Below are 2,373 nucleotides of genomic sequence, written 5' to 3'. Positions count from 1 at the left end.
TCGCCCTGTTTCGTCCTAGGTGGCGAATGTCGAGCCCTGTTCCCGTGCACGACTCGGAGCTCCGAGGAGGTGCGTGGGTCTCGGACCACGCGTTGCCGCGGCCGCCCGGATCGTGGCCCGAGGAGAATGCACGAAGACCTTCAAGGCCACAAGAACCCGCAGGGAGCCTGAGGAAGCTGCGTGGACGAGAAGGCTCCCACCCGTGTCATTTGAATCCGGTTTGCCGAACGTGCCGCGGTCCGTAGCATCCGCGCCATGGCGCCCGTACTCACTCTGCAGAGCACCGATTTTCCGCGGTGGTACCAGGAAGTGGTAGCAAAGGCGGAGCTGGCCGAGAACGGGCCGGTGCGCGGCACTATGGTCATCCGCCCATACGGGTACTCGATCTGGGAGCGGATACAGGCCGAGATGGACGCCCGGATCAAGGCGTGCGGCGCGCAGAACGCCTACTTCCCGTTGTTCATCCCCGAGTCGTACCTGCGTCGGGAGGCCGAGCACGTCGAAGGCTTCAGTCCGGAGTTGGCCGTGGTCTCGCATGCCGGCGGCAGGCAGTTGGAGGAGCCGCTGGTGGTGCGGCCGACTAGCGAGACGGTCATCGGCGAGTTCATGGCGAAGTGGACGCAGAGCTACCGCGACCTACCGCTGTTGCTGAACACGTGGAACAACGTGGTCCGCTGGGAGTTACGCCCTCGGCTGTTTCTGCGTACCACCGAGTTCCTCTGGCAGGAGGGCCACACCGCGCACGCCACCTACGACGATGCCCGCGACTACGCCCACCGGATCCTGCACGAGGCGTACGAAGATCTGATGGTCAACGTGCTGGCGATCCCGGTCGTGGTCGGGCGCAAGACGGCCCGGGAGCGGTTCGCCGGCGCGATCAACACGCTGGCCTGCGAGGCGATGATGCGCGACGGCAAGGCGCTGCAGATGGGCACCTCGCACGAGCTGGGCCAGAACTTCGCGAAGGCGTTCGGCATCGACTACTTGTCCGCCGCAGGCCAGCAGGAGACCGCCTGGACGACCTCGTGGGGCACCTCCACCCGGATGGTCGGCGGGCTGATCATGGTGCACGGCGACGACAACGGCTTGCGACTTCCGCCGTCGCTCGCGCCCGTTCAGGTTGTGGTGATGGCGATCAAGGCTGACGTGGTCGAGGCCGCGCACAAGCTCGGTGCGGACCTTCGCGATGCAGGCTCGCGAGTCGTCGTCGACGACCGATCGGACGTCCCGTTCGGGCGCCGGGCCGTGGACTGGGAGCTCAAGGGCGTGCCCCTGCGGCTTGAACTCGGCTCGCGCGACCTCGCAGCCGGGCAGGTGACCCTCGCACGTCGGCTCTCCGGCGGGAAGGAGCAGGTCGCGCTGGCTGGAATCGCAGAAACGGTCCTGGCTCTGTTGGCCCGTGAGCAGCAGACCATGCTCGACGACGCGCGGGCGGCTCGCGATGCCCGGATCGCGGACGTCGCCACCGTGGCGGACGCGGTCGAAGCATGCGGACAGGGCTGGGCCCGTCTACCCTGGGCGGCGGTCAGAGAGGCAGGCGAGGCCAAGCTGGCCCAGTCGGCGGTCACCGTCCGCTGCCTCGCCCGAACCGACGGTTCGGTCCCCGACAGCGACACCGAACCCGACCTTGTCGCTTACGTCGGCCGTTCCTACTGACGCGCGCAACATCAGTCAGCGACGGTGGCCCAGTCATCTGGCTGCCCAGTGATGACTGTGGTCGGCGATGCGGCCTGTACGCCAACCTCTGGGCCTTCTGCCTGTCTGCCGGGCACCCCGTCTGCCGACCGCGATCATGGACCGTGAAAGGACGTTCAACAGCGGCTCGCGATGTCGGATTCAGCAGCTTCGCGCGGCACGCTCACTAAGCCGGCGGCGCCACCAAGCACTGCTGTGTCGTTTCGCTCAGAACTCCGGCGAAACACCGGTGGAACGGTCGGTTGTCGTCGGTCCCGGTCGGTCCTGACCGGCTCAACCCTCAGGACGCGATCGCGTATTGCTGTAGGTCAGACGCCAATCGGACCCTGCGCGAGACGTCGCAACCGACGCAACTCGTAGTGAATAGGTCGTCGGTTCGATTCGGACAGGCGGCTCTCATCGAGGCCCCTGACTTGCAGGAATGCAGCCGGGGGCCTTCGACGCCTCCGGCTCCGAGAATCAAAGTCAGGTGAGAGTCCGGTGAAACCCCTGGCCTTGAGTCTCGGCGCTTGCGTTGCGGTCCCTCCCGTTTCCTGACTTGACGCACTAGCCCTCGCAGAGCGTCGTGAACGGGGGACGCAGACCCCGTACGCCGTCTGACGCGCCCACCGGGCAACCGGTGCACTCCCCGGCCTGCCGTCCGTCAGACCCCGGCACCTACCCGTCGGAAGACGTCAT

Annotated in this window: 1 protein-coding gene; it reads left to right on the top strand. The window is 66.8% G+C overall.

Going from position 1 to position 2,373, the window contains the following annotated elements:
• Positions 1-255: 255 nt before the first annotated feature.
• Positions 256-1,656 carry a proline--tRNA ligase gene (proS, locus tag VN520_RS35750; protein ID WP_325751113.1) on the top strand — a complete coding sequence of 467 codons (1,401 nt, stop codon included), beginning with the start codon at positions 256-258 and terminating at the stop codon, positions 1,654-1,656.
• Positions 1,657-2,373: the final 717 nt, after the last annotated feature.

It is taken from the genome of Streptomyces sp., from assembly GCF_035563135.1.
GTDB lineage: Bacteria > Actinomycetota > Actinomycetes > Streptomycetales > Streptomycetaceae > Streptomyces.
Note: the sequence above shows the minus strand (reverse complement) of the source record. Positions and strands in the feature narration are given on the sequence as shown.